This is a genomic window from Gordonia sp. UCD-TK1, from assembly GCF_001691435.1.
Classification (GTDB): domain Bacteria; phylum Actinomycetota; class Actinomycetes; order Mycobacteriales; family Mycobacteriaceae; genus Gordonia; species Gordonia hongkongensis.
In genome coordinates this window covers 188,435-213,511 of sequence record NZ_LZMP01000006.1, presented here as the reverse complement: position 1 = coordinate 213,511, position 25,077 = coordinate 188,435, and the positions used below count along the sequence as shown (strand labels likewise).

Below are 25,077 nucleotides of genomic sequence, written 5' to 3'. Positions count from 1 at the left end.
ATGCGATTCTCTCCCGAATACATGACAGGAGATGTCGTGTATTGCGGATTCACTGGTGGCAGACCGACCAACGACAAGGAGAGGACGTCATCATGACCGCAACCACACCAGAGGCCGTGCCCGCCCCGGCCGCACCCGCCGACCCCCGTCCCGCATTCCGAGTGGCAACTGCTTGGATGACGGCACTGCTGACCGGGATCACCGACGATCAACTGGAAGCGCCCACTCCCTGCGAGGACTTAGACGTCCGGACACTCTCGGCGCACGTCGTGGCGACCGCCGAGCGTGCCCGGGCACTCGCCGACGGACTCGACGTCCGAACGATGCGGACGATCGCCGAGCAGCACGACGCTGCCACCTACTCCGCGCTGGTCGAGGCCGCCCTGGAGGGATGGGCCGATGATGCGTCGCTGACCCGCATGGTCCAGGTGCCGTGGGGTGAGGTACCCGGCGCGGGAGCGCTCTGGGGCTATGTCAGCGAGACCCTCGTGCACGGCTGGGACCTCGCCGTTGCCACCGGGCAACCCGCGGAAGCAGATCCCGCGACGGCCGAGGCGACGCTCGCGGTCGCGCAGCAGTTCATCCCGGCCGAGATCCGCACCGACCCCAACGTGCCGTTCGGCGTCGTCGTCGAACCCCGCCCCGGCGCCGGACCCACTGAGCGACTGGCCAACTGGACCGGCCGGGACCCCGCGGGCTGGTCCCCGGCTTCGTGATCCGAAAGAAGCGAACCCCGTGGCTCCCTGAGCTTGCGGAGGTCGCGTCACGAAGGGTCTGGCGACCGAGGTTGCGAGCGTGACGGCCCCCTGCTCCCTGAGGTGCGAGCGAAGCGAGCCACGAAGGGTCTGGTGAGATGCCCTGCCGCCCTTCGTGGCTCGTCGCTATCGCTCCTCGCACCTCAGGGAGCGGAGGATGTTGCACCTCGGGAGAGCAGAAGGTGTTGAGCGATCAGCGGGCCGGCTCGCAGATGACCACCGGGATCGTTCGTTCCGTCCAGGCGGCGTAGGTGTCGTAGTCGGCGTAGGTGTCGACGAGATCGGGCCAGAGCTCGGCGCGCTCGGCATCGGTGGCGGTGCGCGCCACGAGGTCGTGCTTCTCCTTGCCGATCTGGATGGTGACCTGCGGGTTGTCCCGGAGATTGAGGTACCAGGCGGGGTTCTTCGCCGAGCCGCCCTGGGAGGCGACCACGACGAAGGAGTCCCCGCGCCGCAGGTAGATAAGCGGCGCGGTGCGCGGCTGTCCCGACTTGCGCCCGATGGTGGTCAGCAAGCACACCGGCGCGGGCTTGCGCAGACCCGCACCGACCCGCCAGGTGCCCCCGACACGACCACCGGTGGCCTTGTACAGCGCGGTGTTCGCCTTCGACCCCAGTTTGATGATCTTGCTGACGATCGGCGAATCCAGTTGCGCGGGCTTGTTGTTCGGGTCGAGTGCGGGCATCAGATGCGCTCGATGATGGTGCCGGTGGCCATGGCGCCGCCGGCGCACATCGTGACCAGCGCGGTCTGACCGTCCCGACGCTCCAGTTCGTGCAGCGCGGTGGTGATCAGGCGAGAGCCGGTGCTGCCCACGGGGTGTCCCAGGGCGATGGCACCCCCGTTCACGTTGACCTTGTCCAGGTCGGCGCCGTGGACCTGGGCCCAGCTGAGTACCACGGACGCGAACGCCTCGTTGATCTCGACGATGTCGATGTCGGACAACGACATTCCCGACTTGGCCAGGACGCGCTCGGTCGCCTGGACCGGACCGTCGAGGTGGAAGGACGGCTCCGCGCCGACGAGCGCCTGCGCCTTGATGCGTGCGCGCGGTGTCAGGCCCAGCTCGCGTGCCCGGGACTCGTCCATGATGAGCACGGCGGCCGCGCCGTCGGAGATCTGTGACGACGTTCCAGCGGTGTGGATACCGCCCTCGAGAACGGGTTTGAGCGCGGACAGGGATTCGAGCGTGGTGTCGCGCAGACCCTGGTCACGGCTGACGTCGAGGATGTTCCCGGTCAGTTCGCCTTCTTTGGTGCGCTCGGGCGCCTTGAGGCTCAGGACCTCGCGGTCGAATCGACCCTCGTCCCATGCCTTACGGGCGTTGCGTTGACTGCGCTCGCCGAGCGCGTCGACGTCGGCGCGCGTGATACCGCGGCGTTTGGCGATCCGTTCGGCGGCCTCGAACTGGTTCGGCATGTCGACGTCCCACGAATCCGCGTGATACGGACCGGCATTGGTGCCGACGTTCGCGCCGAGCGGAACGACCGACATCGTCTCCACTCCGCAGGCGACGCCGATGTCGATCGCGTCGGAGGCGATGAGCCCGGCGATCAGATGGTTGGCCTGCTGCGCCGAACCGCACTGCGCGTCGATGGTGGTGGCTCCGGTCGCCTCCGGCAGACCCGCGGACAGCCAGGCCTTGCGCGTGATGTTGCCGGCCTGGGCGCCTGCCTGGGTCACGCAGCCGCCGATCGCCTGCTCGACGAGGGCGGGGTCGAGGCCCGCTCTCTCGAGGAGGCCGCGTTGGGTGATGCCGAGCAACTCCTCGGCGTGCAGGCCCGAGAGCCAACCGTTGCGCTTGCCGATCGGCGTGCGCGCCGCTTCTACGATGACGGGAACGCCCATCGCCACTCCTTCGTTCGTACCGGTGAACCCGGATGTCCACGGATGAGGCCCGACGGTCCGTCGAGGCCGCTGTGATCACGCTAGAACACGTTCTATGTTTGCGTCTACGCTGGGGTGGATGACGCGGGCAGGGCGGCCCACTCGACGGGTGTTCGACGCCATGCGTCGACGCTGCACGGCGACGAACGCGAATGAATCTGTGAGGGAAGATCGCAGGTCGGATACCGGGTCGGGAACAAAACTAGAACAAGTTCTCGTCTGAGAGTGTCGTATGCGTCACAGTGTGCTTCAATATGATTGAAACAGGTTCTAAATCTCACAGCGAGGTGGTGTGACGTGACCCAGGCCCAGAGCGCCCCGATCGGCAGCGAGCCGACCCCGGCGGATTCTGCGCGCACGAGCCCTTCCGACGTAGTCGCGAAGTGCCCGTTCATGGAGCAGGAGGGGTGGGACTTCACCAACCCCGATCTGCTCGAGCAGGGAATCCCCGTGAAGGAGTTCGCGCAACTGCGCAAGACCGCGCCGGTCTGGTGGAATGCCCAGGCGCCCGGCAAGGGCGGTGGTTTCCACGACGGCGGGTACTGGGTGATCTCCAAGCACGCCCATGTCCGCGAGATCTCCAAGAACAACGAGGACTGGGAAACCAACGCCAACGGCGTCATCATGCGTTTCGAAGACGACATGACCGCCGATCAGATCGAGATCACCAAGGCGTTGCTGATCAACCACGATCCGCCGGAGCACACCCGCCTGCGCAAGCTGGTCTCCAAGTTGTTCACGCCGCGCGCCGTGCATTCACTCGAGGAGAAGCTCGACGACGCCGCCCGCGACATCGTCGCCAAGGCCGCGGAGAAGGGCAGCGGTGACTTCGTCAAAGACGTGGCCGTCGACCTGCCGCTGCTGGCCATCGCTGACCTCCTCGGCGTGCCGGAGGTGGATCGGGAGAAGCTGTTCGACTGGTCGAACTCGATGATGAACGCCGACGACCCGGATTACACGACGGATCCGCAGCAGGCCAACGCCGAGATCCTCGGCTACGGCTACACGATGGCCGAGGAGAAGCGTAAGAATCCCGGCGAGGACATCGTCACCACGCTGGTGAACGCCGACATCGACGGGCAGTCGCTCGACGAGACCGAGTTCGGGTTCTTCTTCATCCTGCTGACCGTCGCCGGCAACGAGACCACCCGCAACGCCATCAGCCACGGGATGAATGCCTTCCTGGACAACCCCGATCAGTGGGAACTGTTCAAGAAGGAGCGCCCGGCGACCGCGGTCGACGAGATCGTGCGGTGGGCGACCCCGGTCAACTGCTTCCAGCGGACGGCCAAGCGCGACACGCAGATCGGCGGCGTCGACATCGCCAAGGGTGAGCGCGTCGGCATGTTCTACGGTTCGGCGAACTACGACGAGGACGTTTTCGACGATCCGTTCTCGTTCAACATCATGCGCGATCCCAACCCGCACGTCGGGTTCGGCGGCAACGGTGCGCACTTCTGCGTCGGTGCGAACCTCGCGCGGATGGAGATCAACCTGATGTTCAACGCGCTCGCCGACATGGTGCCCGACATCACCAAACTCGACGCACCGCGCCGTCTGCGCCACGGCTGGATCAACGGCGTCAAGGAACTCCGCGTCGACTACGGCACCAAGTGACCGCAGCAGAGCAGACACCGGCCTACCTCGGCATCGACCGGGAGAACCATCCCGCAGTCGTGGCGGGGCGTCGTTCGCGTGAGTTCGTGGAGTCCAGGGACAAACAGGCCTGGATCGACAACTTCGCGGCAGACGCCACGGTCGAGGACCCGGTCGGCCCGTCGATGTTCGACCCGGACGGCGTCGGATTCCGCGGGCACGAGCAGATCTCGGAGTTCTGGGACAAATCGATCGGGACGACCGAGAGCATCGAGTTCCGCTTCGACGAGGAGATCATCTGCGGGAACGAGGTCGCCTACATCGGCAGCATCGTCACCCACATCGCCGGCCATGTCTCCGAGGCGCGCGGGGTGTTCACCTATCGCGCCGACGCCGACGGCAAGCTGTCGGCACTGCGCGCCTTCTGGGAAGTCGAAAAGACGATCAACTCGGTGCGCAAGGCCGGATAGTCGCAACACGAGCCGCCACGGGCGGGACAGGGTGCTCACCCTGTCCCGCCCGCGGTCGTTTGTGGGCCGGGTTCTCCCATCCGTCGTTACAGCGCGTCGGCCGGGCCCGAAGATGGGGTGACAGGTTCACCGACGCCCCCACGGCGTCGTCGACGGAGGGGGAGCGACTCGGAGTCCGGCGCGGTCGATCAGTTCGACGCGGTGTACCGCGAACACGTTGCGGGGGTCTGGCGCTACGTGCGGACCCGTGTGCCCGGGGCCGCCGACGCCGACGACGTGACCGCGGAGGTCTTCGTGAAGGCGATGCGCTCGTGGGACCGGTTCGACGACCGGCGCGACAGCGTCGGCGCCTGGCTGATCGGGATCGCGCGGCATGTCGTCGCGGACTGGTGGGCCCGGCGATCCCGCGAGGTGCCGGTCGCCGAGGTCGACCCCGGCGACGCCGGGGTGTCCGTTTACGACGGCGATCCCGAGACCGCGATGCTGCGGGCCGCCGCGGCCGACGATGTGCGCAGCCGGTTGTGGGTTCTGACGGCGCGCGAGCGGGAAGCCGTGACCCTGCGATTCGCCACCGAACTCACCTCCGACGAGATCGGCGCGGCGATGGGGATCTCGGCGACGGCCGCACGGATGCTCGTCTATCGCGGGGTGGCGAAGTTGAGGGAGGTGATGCCGAGGTGACGCCTCACGATCCGAGTGAACAGTTCGACCCCGTGGACATCGCTGCGGCCGAACGACTCGATGACGCGATATCGGCAGTTCTCGACGGGCGCGACGTCCCGAATGCTCCGGACCCGGAACTCGAGTTGCTCGCCGGTGGCTTGCGGCCCGACCCGCCCGCGTCGACCTACGTTTCGGTCGACCGGATACTGCATCCTGCGCCTGCCGGTCGTCGGAGAAGACGGTGGTCGGCGGCGCAGGTGGCCGCGGCCGCGCTCGGCGCGATCCTGATCATCCATGGCGTCGGGAACATGATTGCCGGCGAGTGGATCTCGGCGTCGCTCGGCGAGCCGTTCAACCAGCACGCGATGGTCGACGGCGGATTGGCGTTCATCGCCGTCGGCGCGGCGATCGCGGTCGCCTCGACGCGTCGCCAGTGGCTACCCGTCGCCGTCATCGCGGGCGTGCCGCTCGGACTGGTGATGGGCGGACGCGGTCTCCACGAGATCGGCGTCTTCGCCTGGGGTGCGGTCGCCCACGGTGCGGTCGGTGTGGCTGCCCTGGTGCTGCTGGTCACATATGCGCTGGGGCGGCGTTACAGTTTTCGGCCGGATCGGGAAGGACGGGTATGAGAGCACTGCATCGAATCCGGAATTATGTACGCGCGATGCGGCGGGCCCGGCGTCATCGCACCGAACTCGTCGGCCACCTCGTTCGTCGGCCGCTGGTGGCGGGCGGGATCGCCGGGATGGAGAGCGCGATGCTGCTATCCAACCGGATGGATCCGAAACTCAAAGAACTGGCCGAGCTCAAGGCCGCCGGCATGGTCAGTTGCGAGTTCTGCCTCGACATCGGCTCCGCGCTGGCGTCGGGCGCCGGAATCACCGAGCAGCAACTCCGCGATCTGCCGCGCTATGAGGAGTCGACGGCCTACACCGATCTGGAGAAACTCGTCATCGGCTACGCCGAGGCGATGACCCGTACGCCGGCTGTCGGCGACGATCTCGCGGACCTGCGCCGCCGGTTGGCCGAACACCTGTCGGAGACCCAGATCGTCGAACTCGCGATGACCGTGGCCTGGGAGAATCAGCGCGCGCGTCTCAACCAGTCGCTGGGTGTGCGACCCACGGGAATGGCCGACGGCCTCGCCTGCGCTGTCCCCGAACGCACTTCGTAGCATTCATGCGCACATATGGCGCATGAATGCCACGAAGTTCCGCTCAGTGCAGGGGCTTGTCGGCGCCGACGAGCCACATCGAGAAGTACTGCGAGCCACCGCCATAGGCGTGGCCCAGTGCCTTCCGGGCGTCCGGGACCTGGTGGTCTCCGGCTTTGCCCATGACCTGGATGGCGGCCTCGGCGAACCGGATCATGCCCGACGCCCCGATCGGGTTCGACGACAACACACCGCCGGACGCGTTGAGCGGGATGCGCCCGCCGATCTCGGTGTCGCCGGATTCGGTGAGTTTCCACCCCTCGCCCTCGGCCACGAATCCCAGGTTCTCCAGCCACATCGGCTCGAACCAGGAGAAGGGCACGTAGATCTCGGCGGCGTCGATCTCCTCCAGCGGGTTGCTGATGCCGCCGGCCTTCCACAACGCGGCCGCGGCATCGCGACCGGCCTGCGGGCTGACGACGTTGCGGTGCGCGTAGGACAGCGGCTCGGTGCGCATCGCGGTGGCATGGATCCACGCCACCGGATCGCCTGCGGCGATCGCGGCATCGGCGACATCCTCGCTGCCGATGACGACCGCGCAGGCCCCGTCCGACGACGGGCAGGTCTCGTCGTAACGGATCGGGTCCCAAAGCATCTGCGAGCTCATGACCTTCTCGACCGTCTGATCCGGTTGGTGCAGGTGCGCAAGCGGATTCAGCGCGCCGTTACGGCGATCCTTGGCGGCGACCATCGCCCCGATGTGCTCGGGCGCGCCGGACTGCCGGATGTAGGCGCGCACGTGCGGGGCGAAGAAGCCACCCGCGCCGGCGCCCACCGGCTTGGTGAACGGCACCGGGATCGACAGCGCCCACATCGCGTTGGACTCGGACTGCTTCTCCCAGGCGACGGCCAGGACCCGCTTGTGCACGCCCGCGAAGACCAGCGACGCGGCCACATTGGCCGTCGAACCGCCGACCGAACCCGCGGTGTGTACGCGGATGAGGCGTTTGCCGACAGCGCCGATGGCCTCGGCCATCGCGAGCTCCGGCATCATCGACCCCTCGAAGAGGTCCGGGGCCTTGCCGATGACGATCGCGTCGATGTCGTCGAGCGAGACCTTGGAGTCGATCAGCGCGGCGTCGATGGCCTCGCGGACCATGCCCGCCATCGTGACGTCGGACCGCTTCGCGACGTACCGTGTCTGCCCGGTGCCCAGCACCGCGGCACGATTGTTGTGTCCCATCAGTTCTCAGGCCCCCTCGTTGTTCTGGGCACTCAGGGTGACCACCATGTTCTGTTGCAGCAGCGGGCCGCTCGAGGCGTGGGCGACCGCGGTGCCGGCGTTGCCGCCGAGGATCTCGTTGGCCGCGTACCCGATCCGCTGGAGACCTGCGGAGAACAGCGAGTTGCCGGCCAGCGAACCGCCGGACGGATTGATGCGCACCGAGTCGGGGAGTCCGAGCGCGTTGCGGACGATGATCTCCTGGTGCGTGTACGACGCGTTGATCTCGGCGACGTCGACCGCGCGGCTGCGGTCGCCGAAGGCGGTGTCGCCGGCCAGCTTCGTCGACGGTGAGACGGTGAGATCGCGTGCCCCGAAGTTGGGTGTGTCGATGCGGTGATCCCACCCGGTGACGAAGGCAGGGTTGGCCACCAGCTCGCGGGCCTTGCGCTCGCTGGCGATGACGACCGCTGCGGCGGCATCGGTGTACGGCGCGATGTCGTGCTGTCGCAGCGGGTTCGCGACGTACTCACGACCGAGCAGCTCGTCGACGGAACCGCCGAAGGTCCGCGCACCGACCGCGGCCATGTCGGCCTCGGTCCACACGCCCGCGTCGAGGCCGGCGCGAGCCTGCAGGGCGCCGAGCGACCGGGCATCCGGATGCAGCGGGGCGACGGTGTACGGATCGGTCTGCAGGGTGAGCGTCTGGTCGGCGTTGCCCGCGGTGGCCTTGCCGAATCCGTAGGCGAGGGCGAGATCGACCTCGCCCGTCGCGATCTTCACCCACGCCTCGTACAGCGCCCAGGCGCCGTCCATCTCGACGTGGGACTCGTTGATCGGCGGCATCGCACCGATCGAGTCGATTGCGGAGATGAACGAGAAGGCCCGTCCGGCAAGGTAATCGGAGGAACCGCTGCACCAGAACTCGATGTCGGTGCGGGCGATGCCGAGTTCGGCATAGAGCTTGTCGAAGCAGGGGATCAGCATCTCGACGCCGTTGGTGGTGCCGTGGGAGCCGGCGATGTTCGGGCTGTGCGCGAAGCCGATGATCGCGATCGGTGGCAGTGTCATCAGAGGTGGTCCTTATAGGTCTCGTACTCGGCGTCGGGCTCTCCGGTGGGCGCGAAGTGGCTGATGTTGCCGATCGAGTACTCCCATTCGTCCTCGGGGAGCCAGACGGCCTTGACGCGCATGCCCATCCGGACCTCAGAGGCCTCGCAGTCCAGGATCAGGTGCAGGAACGGGATGTTCGCCCCGTCGAGGAGCACGTAGGCCGCCACGTAGGGCGGCTTGATCCGCTGTCCCTGGAAGGGCACGTTGACGATGCAGAACGTGGTGACGATGCCGGTGTGGGCCAACTCGACGCGCTCGGATGCGGGTGAACCGTCGGCGGGGCTGACGCCGCGGGGCGGGAAGTACACGCGCCCGGCATCGACTCCCGAACCGATGCGGGTGCCGATCAGCTTGCCCGCCTTCAGTCCTTCGAGGTACACGGACTCTTCCTCGTTGGCCGAGTGCGTGATCGCGGTGCTGACCGGGGTGGGGATGACGAGCAGCCCCGCCTCCGCGCCCTGGGGGGCGTCGGCGGTGTTGGCCGGAGCGGTGGCGGGTTTCTCGCCGGGGGCGAAGTACGCGATGTCGTCGATCCGGCCGATGCGCGCGGCGCCGAAGACGGCGTGGACCCGCAGGCCGGTCGACAGGTCGTCGGGCGAGTCGGCCGAAACCGCGTGCAGCAGTGTGGTGTCCGCGCCGTCGAGACGGATCAGCGCCCACGCGAACGGCGTGTCCAACGGTTGGCCCGGCACCGGCTCGGGGTTCCACGTCCACGTGGTCACCGTGCCGACGGTCGACACCTCGACGAACTCGGTGGACTGGGTGCCGGTGACGGGGTCGAACTCGACCGGGGGAACCGACACCTTGCCGTCACTGCCCTTGGACCCGATGATCCGGCCATCGCGCAACGCGAGCGCGAACTGGCTCAGGACCGGGCCCAGCGACCGTGTGTAGTCGAAGGAGTTGGTCAGGGGAGCGGTCAGGATGGGGGACTTCGGCTCGGGCACCTCGGCGACGGGATTCGGGGCGGCCGGAGACGTTACGCTCATGCTCACATCTCGAGTAGAACACGTTCTAGTATTGGGCACAAGATGCATGTCAGGCCGTGGGAAGCGCGGCCCGGCGAGAAGGGGAGTGGTTGTGAAGCTCGGTCTGCAACTGGGGTACTGGGGTGCCGATCCGATTCGAGAAGCGCCGGAGTTGATCGCCACCGCGGAGGAATGCGGGTTCGACGCGGTCTTCACCGCCGAGTCGTGGGGCTCCGACGCGTACACGCCGCTCGCCTGGTGGGGCGCGGCGACCTCGCGCATCCGTCTGGGCACGGCGGTGGCCCAGCTGTCGGCGCGGCCGCCGACCTCCCTCGCCATGCACGCGCTGACCCTCGACCATCTCTCCGGCGGCCGACACATCGTCGGGCTCGGGGTGTCGGGCCCGCAGGTGGTGGAGGGCTGGTACGGCGAACCGTTCGCAAAACCGTTGGCGCGCACGCGCGAGTACGTCCGTGTCGTCCGGGACGTGCTCGCCCGGGAGGACAAGGTGACCAGCTCGGGTCCGCACTATCCGCTGCCGTATCCGGCCGACGCGCCCGGGGCGACCGGGCTCGGCAAACCGCTCAAGCCGATCACGCATCCGCTGCGCGCCGACGTGCCGATCTGGCTCGGCGCGGAAGGGCCGAAGAACGTCGCGCAGACCGCCGAGATCGCCGACGGTTGGCTCGCCATCTTCTTCAGCCTGGGCCTCGCCGACCAGTACAACTCGTGGCTCGACGAGGGGTTCGCCCGGCCGGGGGCACGGCGTTCCCGGGACGACTTCGAGGTGGCCGCGACGGTTCAGGTCGTCATTACCGACGATGTGTCCGCGGCCATCGATCGCTACCGGCCGTCGACGGCGCTCTACGTCGGCGGAATGGGCGCCAAGGAGAAGAACTTCCATGCCGAGCTGTACAAGCGGATGGGTTACGCCGACGCCGTCGACGAGATCGTGAGCCTGTTCCTCAGCGGCAAGAAGGCCGAGGCGATGGCCGCGGTGCCCGACGAGATGGTCCGCGAGACGATGCTCGTCGGCACCGCCGACGAGGTGCGCTCTCAGATCAAGGAGTGGGAGGCGGCCGGCGTCACCATGCTCATGGTCACCGCCCGCGACACCGAGACGATCCGGGAACTCGCGACGTTGGTGTGACGACGCACCCGGTGTCGGCGTGTGCCCGACGGGACACGGTATCGGTGATCCGCCGCGTGCGACCGTCGTCGACGACTTCCTAACTGCAGAACCTGCGGCCGTGCATGCCGATCGAACATAGAATTTCTCGCGTGCAGCCAAGTGATCACGGCCCCGTTGCGGAGACGCCGACCACGGACGGGATGGCCTCCCGGCGGGTCGGCAGACCGGCCGGTCCGGCCGGATGCCGTCGGGCATGCAACGTATCGGCGACTTCCGCTTCTTCTACGAGGGCGAGAAGTGGGAATGGTCCGATGAGGTCGCCGCCCTGCACGGTTATGCGCCGGGGGAGGTCGAACCGACCACCGAACTCATGCGCCGCCACAAGCACCCCGACGATCGAGCCCACTTCGACGCCGTGCTGGCCGAGATGCTCACCAATCACGCGCCGTTCTCGAGTCGGCACCGCATCGTCGACACGTCCGGGCGGGTCCGACCGGTCGCGGTCATCGCGCATTCCATCACCGACGCCACCGGGCGAGCCATCGGCACCGAGGGCTTCTACCTCGACCTGACCGACGCCGAGATGGCCGTGGTCCAACGGCGGGTCGACGACCAGGTACGAGCCTTCCGCGACAGCAGCGGCGTGATCGAGCAGGCGAAGGGCATGCTCATGCTGGTCTACGGAGTCAACGCCGACCGGGCGTTCGACGTGCTCCGGTGGCGCTCACAGCAGGAGAACGTGAAGATCCGCGACGTCGCCGCAGCCCTCGTCGACGAGATCCAGGCGGGCATGACCATCGAAGAGCATCACCGCCGGCGCCTCGACGAGATCGTGCTGAGCCCGCGCAGGTCGTCGGAGGATACGTCGGACGCCGTCCGCTGACCGGGGGCGTCGCGGAAGTCGCTGCGCGGCGCGACCGCCCGGTGCCGCTACTTCCCGGTGAACTCCGGCGTGCGCTTCTCCGCGAACGCGCGGGGTCCGACCTTCGCATCCTTCGACTTGAAGACCGAGATGCCGATCTTCGCATCGATCTCGAAGGCGTCGAGTTCGTGTAGGCCCTCGGTGTCGCGGATGGTCTTGAGGATGCCCTGCACCGCGAGCGGACCGTTGGCCGCGATTTTCCCGGCGAGTTCGAGTGCCTTGTCGAGAGCGGTCCCGTCGTCGACGACATGGCCGATCAGTCCGTATTCGAGCGCCTCGCGCGCGGTGATGTGGCGGCCGGTCAGCAGGATGTCGCACGCCACGGTGTACGGGATCTGCCGGACGAGGCGAACCGCGCTGCCACCCATCGGGTACAGGCCCCAACGGGCCTCGGAGACACCGAACTTCGCGCTCTCGCCGGCGACCCGGATGTCGGTGCCCTGCAGGATCTCGGTACCGCCGGCGATGGCGGGTCCCTCCACTGCGGCGATGAGCGGCTTGGTGAGACGGCGTCCCTTCAGCAGGGCCGGCAACGAGGCCGGATTCCACGCACCGGAGTCGACGGTGTCGCCGGGAGCGTTCTTGTTCATGCTCTTCAGGTCGGCGCCCGCGCAGAAGTACCCGCCGGCGCCGGTGAGGATGGCCACCCGGATGTCGGGATCGGCATCGACCTGGTCCCACGCCTCGGTCATGATCCGCATCATCTCCGTCGACAGCGCATTGCGCGCCTCCGGTCGGTTCATCGTCACGATCAGGATGTGCCCGCGCTTCTCGACGAGGCACTCGGGTGCCTTTTCGGTGACGGACTCGGCGGGGGTTGCTGTGGTCATCGCTGCACTCCGGTGTCGCTGTGCTCGGGTGGTGATCAGGTGATGGTGGCGGGCGCGTATTGCCGCTTGCCCAGAACGATAACACGTTCTAATTTTGAACCATGGCCTACACAATCGCCGACCTCATCGAGCATGCCGTCGACCTTGTTCCCGAGCGCGTCGCGCTCGAGTCGGGCGACCGCTTGCGCTCCTACGCCGACCTGGAGGCGCGTGCCAACGCCCTCGCCCACAAACTCCGGGAACTGGGCGTACAACCGGGCGACCGAGTGGGTCTGTACAGCAGGAACACCATCGAGTCGGTCGAGGCGATGGTCGCCATCTTCAAGGCTCGCGCGGTGATGGTCAACGTCAACTACCGCTACGTCGAAGCCGAGTTGGAACACATCTTCACCGACTCCGGGATGAAGGTGCTGATCCACGAGCGGAGCTTCGCCGGTCGCGTGTGCAACACGTTGCCGAAAGCGCCCGATCTCGAGTACCGCGTCGTCATCGAGGACGGGTCGGACGAGGACCTGTGCTGCGCGGGCCACAGCGATGCGATCCGTTTCGAGGAGGCGATCGCGGCGTCGTCGACCGAACGCGACTTCGAGGAACGCAGCGACGACGACCTGTACATGCTCTACACCGGCGGTACCACCGGGAAGCCGAAGGGCGTGGTGTGGCGGCAGGAAGACGTGTGGCGCGTCCTCGGTGGTGGAATCGACTGGTACACCAGCGAACCCGTACCCGACGAGTGGCATCTTGCCAAGACCGGTGCCGAGGGCGGACAGCTCGTCCGGTACCCGATTCCGCCGTTCATTCACGGCGGCTCGCAGTGGGCGATCTTCCAGTCCCTCTTCGCCGGCGGAAAAGCGGTGGTGTACCCCGAGTTCAGCGGATCGTCGGCGTGGGACATCGTCGAACGACACAAGGTCAACGTCGTGTTCATCACCGGAGATGCGATGGGGCGCCCCATGATCGAGGCGCTGGAGAGCGGTGGGGACCGTGACCTGTCGAGCGTGCTGTCGATCGCGTCGTCGGCCTGCCTGTTCTCACCGAGCGTCAAGGAACAGTTCCTCGACCGGTTCCCGAATTCGGTCATCATCGACGCGATCGGATCGTCGGAGACCGGCTTCGGCGGGATGGGCGTCGTCGCGAAGGACACGCCGCACACCGGCGGTCCGCGGGTGAAGGCGGACAAGGAGACCCACGTCTTGCGGGAGGACGGTACGCCGGTCGAGCCGGGCAGCGGCGAGGTCGGTGTGCTGGCGCGATCCGGCCACGTACCGCTGCGCTACCACAACGACCCGGAGAAGTCGGCGAAGACGTTTAAGGTCTTCGACGGCGTGCGCTACTCGCTGCCCGGCGACAACGCCGTCCTCGAGGCCGATGGCACGATCACCATGCTCGGCCGTGGGTCGGTGTCGATCAACACCGGCGGCGAGAAGGTCTTCCCCGAGGAGGTGGAGGGGGCGCTCAAGGCCCACCCGGACGTGTTCGACACCGTCGTGGTGGGTGTGGCCGATGACCGGTGGGGTCAGCGCGTCGCGGCAGTCATCGCGACTCGGGACGGTGCGCGCCCGTCGCTCACGAGTCTCAACGACGTTGTCCGAAAAGAGTTGGCGGGCTACAAGTGTCCGCGCAGCGTGTGGTTCGTGGACGAGATCAAGCGTTCTCCCGCAGGCAAACCCGACTATCGATGGGGAGCGTCGGTCACCACCGAACGTCCCGCCGACGAGGCGCAGTAGAGCGCCGAAAGGGAGCTGAAACATGCGTACTGAACTGGTCGAGAAGTTCGGCATCGAGTATCCGATCTTCGGATTCACCCCCAGCCAGGACGTGGCGGCGGCGATCAGTCGGGCCGGTGGCCTCGGTGTCCTGGGTTGTGTCCGCTTCAACGAGGCCGAGGAGCTCGACGAAGTCCTGGAGTGGATGCACGAGAACACCGACGGCAAACCGTTCGGCGTCGATGTGGTGATGCCCGCCAAGATCCCGACCGAGGGCTCGAAGATGGACCTCGACTCGATGATCCCGCCGGAGCACCGCGCGTTCGTCGAACGCACGCTCGACGATCTGGGTGTGCCCCCGCTCCCGGGTGGAGACCGGGTCGACGCCGGGGTGCTCGGCTGGTTGCACTCGGTCGCGCGCTCGCATGTCGACGTCGCGATGGAGCATCGTCGTAAGTACGGACAGATCAAGCTGATCGCCAACGCACTCGGCTCGCCGCCGGCCGACGTCATCCAGACCGCGCACGACAACGGCGTCCTGGTCGCCGCGCTCGCGGGCGCGAAAGAGCATGCGCTGCATCACGTCGAGGTGGGCGTCGACATCGTCATCGCCCAGGGCTACGAGGGCGGCGGGCACACCGGTGAGGTCACCTCGATGATCCTGTGGCCGGATCTCGTCGACGCGGTCGGTGACACCGCGCCGGTCCTCGCGGCCGGTGGCGTGGGCAGTGGCCGCCAGATCGCCGCGGCGATCGCGCTCGGTGCGCAGGGCGTGTGGATGGGCACGTACTGGCTGACGGCGGCGGAGTACAAGCTCGGCGTGCCGGAGGGTTCCGACAAGCCGTCGACTGTCCAGCAGGCACTGCTGAAGGCGACGTCGCGGGACACCGTGCGCCGCCGCATCTACTCGGGAAAGCCTGCGCGACTGCTGAAGACGGCCTGGACCGATGCCTGGGACGCCGAGTCCGCGCCCGAACCGTTGCCGATGCCGCTGCAGAACCTGCTCGTCGCCGAGGCGCACGCACGGATCTCACAGGCCGACAATCCCGATGTCGTCGCGATGCCGGCCGGTCAGATCGTCGGACGCTGCAACGCGATCACGCCCGTCGCCGACCTCATCGCCGACCTCGTCAGCGAGTACGAGGAGGCCGTCGGCCGGATGAACAAGACGCTGGGCGGCTGACCGGCCTGCCCAGCAGTCGACGCGACCGGCCGACGACGCGGCCACTCATGTCAGCGGACGTCGGCACGCAAGAACTTGGGATGATCCAGACGCCAGGTGATCGCCGCGGCGACCACCGCGACCACGGCCAGGGTCAGTAGCGAGTTCCGTTCGTCGAAGGCGTTGAACAGCAGGCCGCCGAATCCTGCACCGGCGAGGAATCCCGCGTAGGTGCTCAGGTGAGCGACCCATCCCCATCGCTTGGCGCCGGACACGTGCAACCCGGCGCCCTGGCCAATTTTCACCAGGGTGCCGGTCACGTAGGACAGAGGCATGACGACCTCGCCCTTGCGGCTGATCGAGGTGTTGAGTGCGCCGAGACCGAAGGCCAGGCAGAGCACCGGGCCGGCGCCGAATTCTCGGTTGCCGTTTTCGAGGTTGATGTCGATGAGCCACGCGGCGATCGTCGAGCCCGCGGTCAGCATCGTCGCCCCGTGCCGGGCTTTGCGCCAAACGTACATCCTGGCCAGGGTGGCCACGAACACGCCGAGAACGAACACCACCACGGTCAGCAGAGCGGTGAAGCCGAGCTGGTGGGCCCCCTTGACGTGTTCGAGCACCAGTCGCTCGCTGTTGCCCGTCATGAAGGTCACGTACCACCCGGAGGAGTACAGCCACGCCGCCGCGCCGGTGGCCCCGGCCAACGCGGCGAGGACGGCGGCGAGAATCATTTCTCGCCCGTCGTGGAAGGGGCCCAGCAGCTCCGTTCGGGTTGACTGTCTGCGGGAGTCGGATTCGGGTGCGGTGCGTTCGGCTACGGTCATCGGTCGGCTCCAGTCCTGTCGATAGGGCTGTGGTCGTGATCGGCTTTCGAACGGGGGAGTGCGTCCCGGCGGCATCGGCGGTCTGTCCCGTCGGGGAAGCCCGAATTGAGCGGTTCCCTATCTCCCAGAGCACCGGAAGTCGGCCGTCGGCGCCACGTGAGTCCGACCACATGCGGGACCAGCCGGGCAATCGGTCACCAATCGACCTGTCTTCGGAACCAACGCGTCGGCACGACCGTTGCGTCGAGGCCGCCAGTCGTCTTGATCCCGCGGCAGCGGCCACCCCGCGCTGGTTGAGCCGGCTGGCTGGTGCCCGCGCGGTCGGCCACCCCCCCCGCTGGTTGAGCCGGCACCGAGCGGAGCGAGGAGCCGAGTCGAAGCCACTGGGTGACCGGGCGAGTGTCCCCGACGGCAACGGCCTCGCCGCTTGGCTCAGGCTAGGGCGAGGTGTACTCGCCCCATAGGTCGTCGACGATGTCGGCGACGTCTGGCGGGAGGCAGCTCGCGTCGGGGCACGGCCCCGGCGGCATGGGGGTCGGTGCGATCAGGGTGCCGACTTCGGCGGGAAGTGTCAGCCGCGTGGTTCGCGCGGTCGACGGCTTTCCGGCCGGGCCCAGCGTGCCCCACTGTTCGACGCCTTCGAACCCCGGCACCGTCGTGCACCCCCAGTACAGGTCGTAGGCCCCGTCGGGCAGGACGGTGGACCCGCTCGGGCCCTCGTCGGTGAACACCTCGAGCGCCACGGTGCGTGTGCCGCCCGGCGCGATCAGTGCGCGTGGGTCGACCGGGTTGACGTATCCGAAGGGTGGTCGCGAGTCGCTGTCGGCCACAGACCCGGCCGGCAGCCCGAACATCTTGCACCCGATCACCGCCGTGGACCGGTTCGTGACGGTCACGGTGACCGAGTTGCCCGACACCGAGGGTGTGATCGTCACGTCGTCCGGTGCGGCGTTCGCGATCGTGGGGGAGAGGATTGCCGCGGTTGCGCATCCGAGTGCGGCACCGAATGCGCGGAGCAGGTACTTACCGGTCATGGTCTCGAGCCTCTCGTCGGGCGTGGTGGTGTCAGTCTCCCATCCGGAGTGCACATCCACCTCCAATGGACACATTCCCCGCCGCCCGGCAGGCGCGAGGCGGCCGTCGCGACGCGCACATCACGTGTCGGCGAAGAACAGCACGGCGATCGCGAAACCGCCCAAAACCACCAGCGTGCCAATCGCGATGCCGGTGCACACCTGCCTGGTGATGCCGTGGGCGTACGTTCCGACGGCGCTGAACAAGAACAGTAGAACGCCGAGTACGAGCCCTAGTCCCCACAAGAGCGCATATGCAAGAAGGGATGTCGCCGCCGCGGCAATCGTGGCGAAGGGTGTTACCGGACCGAAGAACCGAGTATCCACGTGTCAGGCCTCCAGCAGCATCAACACGGTGCCACTGACACACGTGGCTACCGCGATCACGGCCGCCCATCCCCACGCCGAGTTGCTGAAGAAGTAGAGAACGAACGACGTCGTGAGGGCAGCAACTGCGACGAGTACACGAGAGATGGTCGCTGACCACAGACCAGGTACAGCCGGTGCCGCGAACATCGTGACCATCAGAAGGACCGTCACGACGGTCTGCGCCACGAACGCGGTTTGGCTTGCGTGAGGGGTCGACTCGGCTGACTTCTCGGTCGCGGACATCAAGGACTCAGGCACCTCTCACTCGAACCGATCGACCGGTGGTGGCGGGAACGCCGCAGTGGCCGCGCGTTGCCAACGTAATGCGTAGCCATCGCGAACAGTGAACAGTATCCACAAGTACGCCTAAATCCGTATGACGCTGAACCCGGAAACCGGGCACAACGTCATACGGATCGCGGGAGGGCGTTTACGTCGCGGCGCGGTAGACCCGACCGTCCCGAACCCACGTCGGCGGGGTGGCATCGGAGGCCAGGAGCCGCTTGACGGTCTTGAAGGTCGCGGTCTCGGGGAGTTCGTCGACGAGCCGCACCCGGTGCGGCCACTGTTTCGGGCCGAGATCGTCCTGCGCGGAGAGGAACTGGCTGAAATCGTCGGCGGCGAGTCCGTCGGAGACCAGGACCGCCTCGATCTCGTCCCCGATCTCCACCGGCACGCCGTGCACGGCGACCTGCCGGATCGCCGGGTGGCGCAGCAGGATTCGTTCGATGGGGCCGGTGCCGATGTTCTCGCCGTCGACGCGCAGCCAGTCGCCGAGACGTCCGGCGAAGTGCAGGTAACCGGCGTCGTCGACCCAGGCGAGGTCGCCGGTGTGGTAGATCCCGCCACGCATGCGCTCGGCGGTGGCGTCGGGATCGTTGTGGTAGCCGGCGAAAAGACCGGGCCCCGAGAGGTTCACGATCTCACCGACCACGCCGGCCGGAACGGGCTCGGCGGTGTCGACGTCGACGACCGCGGTCGGTTCGCGCAGTGGGCCCAGGGCATCATCTGGGGTGTCAGGGGTGCGCGTGATGGCCACGCCGCCCTCGGTGGATCCGAATCCGTCGATCACCCGGCAGCCGAAGCGTTCGGAGAACCGGAGGCGGTCGCGGGCGGATGCCTCGTTGCCGTACATGATCCGCAGCKGACTCGCGGCGTCGTCGGGGCGCGGATCGGTCGCGAGGATGTAGTGCATCGGTTTGCCTACGTAGTTGGCATATGTCACGCCGTACCGGTGGACGTCCTCGACGAACCCACGCGCGGAGAAGCTGCGCCGCAACGCGATCGACGCCCCGCCCGCCACCGCGACGCACCACCCGGCGATCATCGCGTTCGAATGGAACATCGGCATCGAGAGATACGCGACATCGTCCGGCCCGATATCGAAGCGCTCGGCCAGCATCGGACCGCTGGTCGCGAAGGTCCGGTGCGTACATCGCACGGCCTTCGGGTCGCCGGTCGTCCCCGACGTGAAGATCAGCATCAGCAGGTCGTCCGGCGCCGCGTCGGCAAGGGGTGCCGGCTTACCCGCGATCACCGCGGCCGCCCATTCGGGCGAATCGACATCGACAACGCGGGTTCCGCCCAGGTCGAGGCCGTCCAGCAGATGCCGGGTGTCGTCGCCGCACAGCACGATCTGGCATTCGGCACGGGCGATGTCGGCGGCGAGCGCGTCGCCACGCCGGGTGGTGTTCAGGCCCACCAGCACGAATCCGTGACGTGCCGCCGCGGCGAAGAGCGCGCTGAACACCGGCGTATTCGCCAGCAGCACGCCCACGTGACGCGGGCGGTCATCCGACAACCGGCCGCGCAACACCCCGGCCAGCAGCGCCGCATCGACGAGATGATCGGTCCAGGTGCGAAATTCGCCTTCGAACCAGACCCCGCGGTCGTCGATCTCGATCAGCGGAGCGAGCAGATCGGCGACCGTCGAGGCGTGCGTCGCCGCGACCGGTCGGCTCACGCCGGCGTGGCGGCCAGTTCGGCTCCGATGGCCCGCACCGAGGCGGTCGCGGAGCCGAATGCGAACTCGTTGTGCTTGGCGCGCAAGAAGTAACGATGGACCGGGTGACTGGTGTCGAGGCCGACACCACCGTGCACATGCACGGCCGTGTGCGCCACCCGGTGCCCGGCCTCGGCGGCCCAGAACTTGGCGGTGGCGACCGCATTCTGCAGTTCCGGGGTGTGGCCGGTCGAATGGTCGAGCAACCAGGCCGCCTGCGTCGTCGTGAGTGCCAACCCCTGGGCATCGATGTACCCGTCGGCGAGACGTTGGGCGACCGCCTGGAACGACCCGATGGCGCGGCCGAATTGTTCGCGCTCGCGGGCGTACTCGGCGGTGAGCTCGAGGCCGCGTTCGACGATGCCGGTCTGTTCGGCGCAGCAGGCCAGGGTCGCACGCGCGATGAGCGTCGCGGCCGTGTCGGCGCCTCCGTCGAGAACGGCGTCGTCGGACACCGGTGTGCCGTCGAATTCGACCTGCGCCGACGGGATCAGCCCGGTGGCGGGGGTCGGGGTGACGACGACGCCCGGGGCATCGGCGGCCACGACCACCGCGACGACACCGTCGGGTCCGGACGCGGTGACCACGAACATGTCCGCGGCCTCGGCGTAGGGGACGTCGACCTTCACGCCGGTCAGGCCGCCGTCGGACGAGAAGGTGGTTGCGGGCGAGGTGAAGTCGGTGGCCAGGTCCTCCTCGACCGCGACCGTGAGCACCGCGTCGCCGGTGGCCCCGGACCCCAGGATCCGCTCCCGGAGTGCCGACGAGCCGTGCGTGGCGATCACCGGAAGGGCGGCGATCGCGTGCGGACCGAACGGCACGCGGGCCAGCACGCGGCCGAGTTCGGTGGCCACGAGCGCATTCTCGACGACCCCGAGGTCGCCGCCGGCATCCCCGGCGGTCTCGGAGGACAACTCGAGGCCCAGGAGTCCGGCGCCGCCGAGTTCGCGCCACAGGTCCGCGTCGAGCGCGGCACGAGCCGTCTCCAGTTCGGCGACCCGCTCGGGGGTGCTGATCGACGACGCGATGTCGCGGGCCAGCCCGCGGACGTCGGCGCCGGATTCGGAAAGCGAGAAGTCCATGGTGGGTCTCCAGGTTCGGGGTGCGGTGGTGGTTTCGATACGCCGCGTGCTCGCTGCGCTCGCTCGGGGCTACTCAACCAGCGGGTGGGGCGGGTGCTCGCTGCGCTCGCTCGGGGCTACTCACCCAGCGGTCGGGGCTATCTGCGCTGGTGCGGGAGGCCGAGCGCGAGCATCGCGATGATGTCCCGCTGGATCTCGTTGGTGCCGCCGCCGAAGGTTAGGATCAGCGACGTGCGCTGGAACCGCTCCAGGCGACCGTTCAGGTGCGCGCCGGTGCTTCCGGTTCGCAGCGTCGCGGCCGGTCCGACGACCTCCATGAGAAGTCGGTAGGCCTCGGTGGCGAACTCCGTGCCGTAGACCTTCGTCGCGGAGGCGTCCGCCGGGCTCGGCGATCCGCCGGAACTCGCGACCGAGGCGATCTTCCAGTTGATCAGCTTGAGGAACTCGACCTTGGCGTGGACGCGGGCCAGGTTCTGCTGCACCCATGGGGCGTCGATCACCCGATGACCGTCACCGGTCTTGGTCTGCTGAGCCCACGCGATCGTCTCGCGCAGGGCGGTCTGGATCGGCGCCGCGCTGCAGAGCGCGACCCGCTCGTGGTTGAGCTGGTTGGTGACCAGCGGCCACCCGCCGCCCTCCTCGCCGACGATCGACGACGTGGGGACCCGGACGTCCTGGTAGTAGGTCGCGCTGGTGTCCACCCCCGACATGGTGTGCACCGGCGTGTAACTGAAGCCCTCGGCGGTGGTGGGCACGATGAGCATCGAGATGCCCTTGTGCTTCTTGCCGCCCGGTTCCAGCGTCGACGGATCGGTGCGGCAGGCCAACCAGATGTAGTCGGCGTAGGCGACCAGACTGGTCCACATCTTCTGGCCGTTGATGACGTAGTCGTCGCCGTCGCGGACCGCGGTGGTCCGCAGTGCGGCGAGGTCGGTGCCGGCACCCGGTTCGGAGTACCCGATGGAGAAGTGCAGTTTGCCCGCCGCGATCCGGGGGAGGAAGTACGCCTTCTGCTCGTCTGACCCGTAGTTCATGATCGTCGGCGCCACCGAGTTGATGGTGAGGAACGGGACGGGAGCACCCGCGATCGCCGCCTCGTCGGTGAAGATCAGCTGGTCCATCATCGATCGGTTCTGGCCACCGAACTCGGTGGGCCAGCCCAGGGCGAGCCAGCCGTCGGCGCCCATCTGCGCGACGACGTCGCGGTACGCGTCGCCCTCGCCGAGTTCACCGTCGCCGCCGGACAGGGCGGCACGACGTTCCTCGGTCATGAGGCCGGAGAAGTAGTCGCGGAGTTCCCTTCGGAGCTCGGCTTGTTGGTCGGTATAGGCGATGCGCATCGACACTCCAAGGGGTGGATCGGCTAGCGTCCGGTCCCGGCTTATGGTCAAGTTGACAGACGAAGTGCTCGTGCACTTCTGAAACACGTTCTAACCTGTTCTCACAGCCCAGTCAACAGGTGACCCATCGACGAGGAGACGGTTCCGATGCGTATCAAGGCAGATTTCGACCTCTGCGAGTCCAACGCCATCTGCGTGGGGATGGCTCCGGACTTCTTCGATCTGGATGACAACGACTACCTGGTGATTCTCCAAGAAGACATCCCCGCGGACCGTGTCGAGGAACTGCGTCAGGTCGCCGCCAACTGTCCGAAGTCGGCGCTGACCGTCGTCGAGGACTGACCCGAGCGAAAACGCCGATCTGTTCCATCCATCCGCGAATCATGCTAGAACAGGTTCTAGTTTTAGCTCAGGAGGAAATCGGGTGGGTTACACGTTGGACGGTCGCGTCGCGGTCGTCACCGGTGCAGGTGCTGGTCTCGGTCGCGCGGAGGCCATCGGATTGGCGGCCGAGGGGGCCACGGTCGTCGTGAACGACCTCCCCGCGGCGCTCGATCAGAGCGACGTGATCGACACGATCACCGCCGCCGGCGGCCGCGCGGTCGCGGTGCCCGGCGACATCGGCGACTCGGCCACCGCCGCCGCCATCATGACGACGGCGACCGACCAGCTCGGCTCGCTCGACATCGTCCTGAACAACGCCGGCGTGGTGCGCGACAAGATGCTGTTCAACATGACCGACGACGAGTGGGACCTGGTGATCCGCGTACACCTGCGCGGACACTTCCTGCTCACCCGCAATGCGGCGGCCCACTGGCGCGCGGCCTCCAAGGAGGCGGGCGGCCCGGTGTACGGCCGGATCATCAACACCGCTTCGGAGGCCGGGCTGCTGGGTCCCGAAGGGCAGGCCAACTACGGCGCCGCGAAGGCGGGTATCACCGCACTCACGCTGTCGGCCTCGCGTGCCCTCAAGCGATACGGCGTGCGCGCCAACGCGATCTGCCCGCGGGCGCGGACCGCGATGACCGCCGCCGTCTTCGGCGACGCACCCACCGACCGAGTACTTCGCCGACCGTGATCCGGGACGCACATTCTCGGCCAGCGCTCTGGTCAACTGACCAATTCAGCTCGATTGTGCGTGATAGGTTTCGCGATGGTGCGAGGGTGAAGGGGGTTGGGCGATGCTGAGCAAACTGGCCACACCCCTGAGTGGAATCGGTGATTTCGTGGCGCTCGGCGTCGAGTCGGCGCGCGAGCTGTTCCACCGTCCGTTCCAGTGGCGGGAGACCGTCGAACAGTCCTGGGCGATCGCCCGCGTGTCGATGGTGCCCACCCTCCTGGTCGCCATCCCGTTCACGGTTCTCGTCAGCTTCACCCTGAACATCCTGTTGCGCGAGATCGGCGCGCAGGACCTGTCCGGCGCGGGCGCCGCTCTCGGCACCGTCACCCAGATCGGCCCGATCGTCACCGTGCTGATCGTCGCCGGTGCCGGCGCCACCGCGATCTGCGCCGACCTCGGCGCCCGGACCATCCGCGAAGAGATCGACGCGATGAAGGTTCTCGGCATCAACCCGATCCATCGTCTGGTGGTGCCGCGGATCGTGGCCTCCACCGGGGTGGCGCTGCTGCTGAACAGCCTCGTCTGCACGATCGGCATCGGCGGCGGGTTCATCTTCTCCGTCTATCTCCAGGACGTGAATCCCGGTGCGTTCGTGGCCAACCTGACCCTCCTCACCGGATTCGGCGAGTTGATGATCTCGATGGTCAAGGCAGCACTGTTCGGCCTCTTCGCCGGAATGGTGGGCTGTTATCAGGGCCTCAACGTCAAGGGTGGCGCGAAGGGCGTCGGCGATGCCGTCAACGAGACCGTCGTGTACTCGTTCATGGCGCTGTTCGTCGTCAACGTCGTGGTCACCGCGGTCGGTCTCAAGGCAACGGCGGGCTGAGCGATGGTACTTCCGTTCACCACCCGGTTCCGGACCGCGCGGGTCGCGGTCAAGCGCGCCGGCGAGGACTGGGATCAGATCGGCGATCAGGCGCTGTTCTACTGGGACAGCGTCGTCTCCATCCCGCGCGCGATCAAGCACTACAAAAAGGAGACCCTGCGGCTCATCGCCGAGATCTCCATGGGCACCGGCGCGCTGGCGATGATCGGCGGCACCGTCGTGGTCGTCGGGTTCCTGACCCTCTTCACCGGCGGCACGATCGCCGTCCAGGGTTACAGCTCGCTGGCCAACATCGGCGTCGAGGCCCTCACCGGCTTCTTCTCGGCGTTCATCAATGTGCGCATCGCCGTCCCGGTGATCTCCGGTATCGCCCTCGCCGCGACCATCGGTGCGGGCGCGACCGCGCAGCTCGGTGCCATGCGCGTCTCGGAGGAGATCGACGCGCTCGAGACGATGGCGATCTCGTCCATCCCGTACCTGGTGTCCACGCGCATCATCGCCGGGCTGATCGCGATCATCCCGCTCTACGCGCTGGCGTCACTGGCGTCGTTCCTCGCGAGCCGCTCGGCGACGGTGTTCCTCTACGGACAGTCGCCCGGCGTGTACGACCACTACTTCGACACGTTCCTCATCCCGTCGGACATCCTGTGGTCGTTCGTGCAGGCGATCTGTATGGCGGTCGCCGTCATGCTGATCCACACGTACTACGGCTACAACGCCTCGGGCGGGCCGGTCGGCGTCGGTGTCGCTGTCGGGAACGCGGTCCGCGCATCGCTCGTTGTTGTGGTCGTGATCACACTTCTGACCTCCCTCGCCATCTATGGCGCCGACGGCAAGTTCAACCTGGCGGGCTGAGCGATGA

26 protein-coding genes and 1 pseudogene are annotated in these 25,077 nt (G+C 67.5%); 14 read left to right on the top strand and 13 right to left on the bottom strand.

The annotated features are described in order from the left end of the window. Positions 1-92: 92 nt before the first annotated feature. Complete coding sequence (locus A9310_RS05855) at positions 93-716, top strand: TIGR03086 family metal-binding protein (protein WP_065629763.1); 624 nt, start codon at positions 93-95, stop codon at positions 714-716. Between the two features lie 232 nt (positions 717-948). Here A9310_RS05855 and A9310_RS05850 read toward each other — a convergent pair whose 3' ends face one another. After that, entirely contained in the window at positions 949-1,440 is a 492-nt protein-coding gene (locus A9310_RS05850; protein WP_058253570.1) for a nitroreductase family deazaflavin-dependent oxidoreductase, read from the bottom strand. Further along, positions 1,440-2,603, bottom strand: coding sequence for a steroid 3-ketoacyl-CoA thiolase (locus A9310_RS05845; protein WP_065629795.1), 1,164 nt, complete (start codon positions 2,601-2,603; stop codon positions 1,440-1,442). The genes A9310_RS05850 and A9310_RS05845 overlap by 1 nt, the downstream gene beginning before the upstream one ends. 336 nt (positions 2,604-2,939) lie before the next feature. Here A9310_RS05845 and A9310_RS05840 point away from each other — a divergent pair, with 336 nt between their 5' ends. From A9310_RS05840 to A9310_RS05820, 5 genes are all read left to right on the top strand, one after another. Continuing rightward, positions 2,940-4,259: a cytochrome P450 gene (locus tag A9310_RS05840; protein WP_058253568.1), complete on the top strand. Its 1,320-nt coding sequence runs from the start codon at positions 2,940-2,942 to the stop codon at positions 4,257-4,259. Further along, the gene (locus A9310_RS05835; protein ID WP_065629762.1) at positions 4,256-4,708 is read left to right on the top strand and encodes a nuclear transport factor 2 family protein; all 453 of its coding nucleotides are present in this window, start codon (positions 4,256-4,258) and stop codon (positions 4,706-4,708) included. Before A9310_RS05840 ends, A9310_RS05835 begins: the two co-directional genes overlap by 4 nt. 201 nt (positions 4,709-4,909) lie before the next feature. Further along, positions 4,910-5,389, top strand: a complete 480-nt coding sequence (locus A9310_RS05830; protein WP_065629761.1) for an RNA polymerase sigma factor — start codon at positions 4,910-4,912, stop codon at positions 5,387-5,389. Beyond that, the gene (locus A9310_RS05825) at positions 5,386-6,000 is read left to right on the top strand and encodes a hypothetical protein (protein WP_058253565.1); all 615 of its coding nucleotides are present in this window, start codon (positions 5,386-5,388) and stop codon (positions 5,998-6,000) included. Before A9310_RS05830 ends, A9310_RS05825 begins: the two co-directional genes overlap by 4 nt. Beyond that, positions 5,997-6,545, top strand: coding sequence for a carboxymuconolactone decarboxylase family protein (locus A9310_RS05820; protein WP_058253564.1), 549 nt, complete (start codon positions 5,997-5,999; stop codon positions 6,543-6,545). Before A9310_RS05825 ends, A9310_RS05820 begins: the two co-directional genes overlap by 4 nt. 43 nt (positions 6,546-6,588) lie before the next feature. Here the strand turns inward: A9310_RS05820 and A9310_RS05815 are convergent, their stop codons facing one another. Genes A9310_RS05815 through A9310_RS05805 form a run of 3 tightly spaced genes read right to left on the bottom strand, consistent with a single transcriptional unit; the run spans position 6,589 to position 9,848 of the window. Beyond that, positions 6,589-7,767, bottom strand: a complete 1,179-nt coding sequence (locus tag A9310_RS05815; protein WP_058253563.1) for a thiolase domain-containing protein — start codon at positions 7,765-7,767, stop codon at positions 6,589-6,591. 6 nt (positions 7,768-7,773) lie between these two features. After that, positions 7,774-8,817, bottom strand: coding sequence for a thiolase domain-containing protein (locus tag A9310_RS05810; RefSeq protein WP_058253562.1), 1,044 nt, complete (start codon positions 8,815-8,817; stop codon positions 7,774-7,776). After that, entirely contained in the window at positions 8,817-9,848 is a 1,032-nt protein-coding gene (locus tag A9310_RS05805; RefSeq protein ID WP_065629794.1) for an OB-fold nucleic acid binding domain-containing protein, read from the bottom strand. Before A9310_RS05805 ends, A9310_RS05810 begins: the two co-directional genes overlap by 1 nt. Positions 9,849-9,939: 91 nt before the next feature. On the opposite strand from A9310_RS05805, the gene A9310_RS05800 reads away from it, so the two are divergent. Further along, entirely contained in the window at positions 9,940-10,977 is a 1,038-nt protein-coding gene (locus tag A9310_RS05800) for an LLM class F420-dependent oxidoreductase (RefSeq protein ID WP_065629760.1), read from the top strand. Between the two features lie 235 nt (positions 10,978-11,212). Beyond that, positions 11,213-11,842, top strand: coding sequence for a PAS and ANTAR domain-containing protein (locus A9310_RS05795; RefSeq protein ID WP_254661184.1), 630 nt, complete (start codon positions 11,213-11,215; stop codon positions 11,840-11,842). A gap of 47 nt (positions 11,843-11,889) precedes the next feature. On the opposite strand, the gene A9310_RS05790 is transcribed toward A9310_RS05795, so the two are convergent. Further along, on the bottom strand, positions 11,890-12,711 hold the full coding sequence (locus tag A9310_RS05790) for a crotonase/enoyl-CoA hydratase family protein (RefSeq protein WP_065629758.1): 822 nt from the start codon (positions 12,709-12,711) through the stop codon (positions 11,890-11,892). A gap of 101 nt (positions 12,712-12,812) precedes the next feature. Here A9310_RS05790 and A9310_RS05785 point away from each other — a divergent pair, with 101 nt between their 5' ends. Together A9310_RS05785 and A9310_RS05780 are read left to right on the top strand one after the other, a co-directional pair. Next, a complete protein-coding gene (locus tag A9310_RS05785) occupies positions 12,813-14,438 on the top strand; it encodes an acyl-CoA synthetase (protein ID WP_065629757.1) in 1,626 nt (541 codons plus the stop codon). Positions 14,439-14,460: 22 nt separating this feature from the next. Beyond that, on the top strand, positions 14,461-15,600 hold the full coding sequence (locus A9310_RS05780; protein ID WP_065629756.1) for a nitronate monooxygenase family protein: 1,140 nt from the start codon (positions 14,461-14,463) through the stop codon (positions 15,598-15,600). Between the two features lie 50 nt (positions 15,601-15,650). On the opposite strand, the gene A9310_RS05775 is transcribed toward A9310_RS05780, so the two are convergent. The 7 genes from A9310_RS05775 to A9310_RS05745 all read right to left on the bottom strand — a co-directional run bounded on the left by A9310_RS05775 (position 15,651) and on the right by A9310_RS05745 (position 22,269). After that, a complete protein-coding gene (locus A9310_RS05775; RefSeq protein ID WP_065629755.1) occupies positions 15,651-16,403 on the bottom strand; it encodes a DUF1275 family protein in 753 nt (250 codons plus the stop codon). 437 nt (positions 16,404-16,840) lie between these two features. Continuing rightward, positions 16,841-17,437: a hypothetical protein gene (locus A9310_RS05770; RefSeq protein WP_065629793.1), complete on the bottom strand. Its 597-nt coding sequence runs from the start codon at positions 17,435-17,437 to the stop codon at positions 16,841-16,843. 120 nt (positions 17,438-17,557) lie between these two features. Further along, complete coding sequence (locus A9310_RS05765) at positions 17,558-17,803, bottom strand: hypothetical protein (RefSeq protein WP_065629754.1); 246 nt, start codon at positions 17,801-17,803, stop codon at positions 17,558-17,560. 3 nt (positions 17,804-17,806) lie between these two features. After that, positions 17,807-18,031, bottom strand: a complete 225-nt coding sequence (locus tag A9310_RS05760; RefSeq protein ID WP_139104545.1) for a hypothetical protein — start codon at positions 18,029-18,031, stop codon at positions 17,807-17,809. Between the two features lie 244 nt (positions 18,032-18,275). Beyond that, positions 18,276-19,808, bottom strand: a complete 1,533-nt coding sequence (locus A9310_RS05755) for a long-chain-fatty-acid--CoA ligase (protein ID WP_065629752.1) — start codon at positions 19,806-19,808, stop codon at positions 18,276-18,278. Then, on the bottom strand, positions 19,805-20,929 hold the full coding sequence (locus tag A9310_RS05750; protein WP_065629751.1) for an acyl-CoA dehydrogenase family protein: 1,125 nt from the start codon (positions 20,927-20,929) through the stop codon (positions 19,805-19,807). The genes A9310_RS05755 and A9310_RS05750 overlap by 4 nt, the downstream gene beginning before the upstream one ends. Before the next feature lie 137 nt (positions 20,930-21,066). Further along, positions 21,067-22,269, bottom strand: coding sequence for an acyl-CoA dehydrogenase family protein (locus A9310_RS05745; protein WP_058253575.1), 1,203 nt, complete (start codon positions 22,267-22,269; stop codon positions 21,067-21,069). Positions 22,270-22,416: 147 nt separating this feature from the next. On the opposite strand from A9310_RS05745, the gene A9310_RS05740 reads away from it, so the two are divergent. The 4 genes and pseudogenes from A9310_RS05740 (at position 22,417) to A9310_RS05725 (ending at position 25,070) form a co-directional block, all read left to right on the top strand. Beyond that, positions 22,417-22,611, top strand: a complete 195-nt coding sequence (locus tag A9310_RS05740; RefSeq protein WP_065629750.1) for a ferredoxin — start codon at positions 22,417-22,419, stop codon at positions 22,609-22,611. A gap of 82 nt (positions 22,612-22,693) precedes the next feature. Beyond that, positions 22,694-23,320: pseudogene (locus tag A9310_RS05735) on the top strand (SDR family NAD(P)-dependent oxidoreductase); the annotation flags it as partial. A gap of 130 nt (positions 23,321-23,450) precedes the next feature. After that, positions 23,451-24,215 (top strand): ABC transporter permease, encoded by a 765-nt coding sequence (locus A9310_RS05730; RefSeq protein WP_065629749.1) that lies wholly within the window; start codon positions 23,451-23,453, stop codon positions 24,213-24,215. A 3-nt stretch (positions 24,216-24,218) separates the two neighbouring features. Beyond that, entirely contained in the window at positions 24,219-25,070 is an 852-nt protein-coding gene (locus A9310_RS05725; protein ID WP_004022039.1) for an ABC transporter permease, read from the top strand. Positions 25,071-25,077: the final 7 nt, after the last annotated feature.